1 pseudogene is annotated in these 1,185 nt (G+C 45.9%); it reads right to left on the reverse strand.

From position 1 onward, the window contains the following. Window positions 1-231 precede the first annotated feature (231 nt). Window positions 232-1,185 (reverse strand): annotated as a pseudogene (locus R8269_RS25265) (DUF2254 domain-containing protein); the annotation flags it as partial.

Genomic DNA, 1,185 nt, shown 5'->3' on the forward strand with positions numbered 1-1,185 from the left:
GCCAATCGACGGAAAAATCCCGCTGGTGGAAGAGTTGTAGAAGTAGTCATAATTCCATCACTTACCTTAAAAATTGTGCGTCAGGATATAGATTCCGTCAGTCTGTGAAAAGAGAGCTGACGCACAGACTCTCCAATTACGACCAAATCTAAGAGCTTTTCACGAAGGATGATGGCTGCGCATACGCATGTTTGAGGCGTATGCTTAAAACGATGCTGATTGAATGGATCGTCATCGCCGTGGTTTTGGGTCAGTTACCTGGTTCGAAAGTTGCGCAAGTTGATGCTTTTCATCTTCAGTAAAATGTTGGGTCAACGCGAGTTCTAATGCTTTCTCTGAAAGCTTGGTTGCTGGAGCGCTAAACAGCTTGGGATGCATACTAGACAAAGCTAGTAATGCCTTTTGCAGGCGAACCTGAACTTGCAGTTGAGCTGCCCCATCATGCGCTATCGGCAAAAAGACATCATCGAATAAATCTTGGCAGTTTAACGAGGGCACAAACAATCTTGGGAAGCGAGTTTTGGTTGGCTGTTGGCTAATAAGTTCTCCCCAAAGTGAAAGCGCCCGAATCGAACGTCCCAGAACATCAATCGCAGTACCATTATCATTAACGGCAGGAGAGAGGGCCCTAGAGGCTATTTCTGCAAGTACAACTAAGCCAAAGCGAGGATCTTGGTCATAGGATCGCTCAGTTCGGATCGTGAACGCTGCCGTTACCTCACTTTCTTCTGTTAATTCGCCACAGACCCAAGCCAATGGTTGACCAAGATAAACAAAACTCCCTGGCTGCCTCTCAATATAGATAGTGGATTGAGAGGCTTTAGCAACACTATCTAGATGGTGCATATCAATATGTTGTAAGTAACCAATTTCTTTGCTGACAATCGGTTTGCTTCCTCTCGGTTTGTGCTCTGGATGACTCCAAGGAAATGCACCCAGCCAAGGCTCACAGCCTCGTTTTCGAATCGCACTTAATAGCGCTTGTTCCACATTTGAGGTGGTTTACGAGACTCTACCAAGTACAGATAGATGCTGAATCCAGCGAAGTAGAGTCAGGATGATCATAATGATCACCGCCATGGTTACGATGAACAAATAGATCTGTGCCTGCTCGTGATAGGCGCCGATGCCAAGTGCGATGATACCTACCAAACTAAACAAGAATGAGCCAAGAAAAGTCGCCAG

The sequence above is a fragment of the Vibrio sp. Vb0667 genome (genome assembly GCF_033391095.1).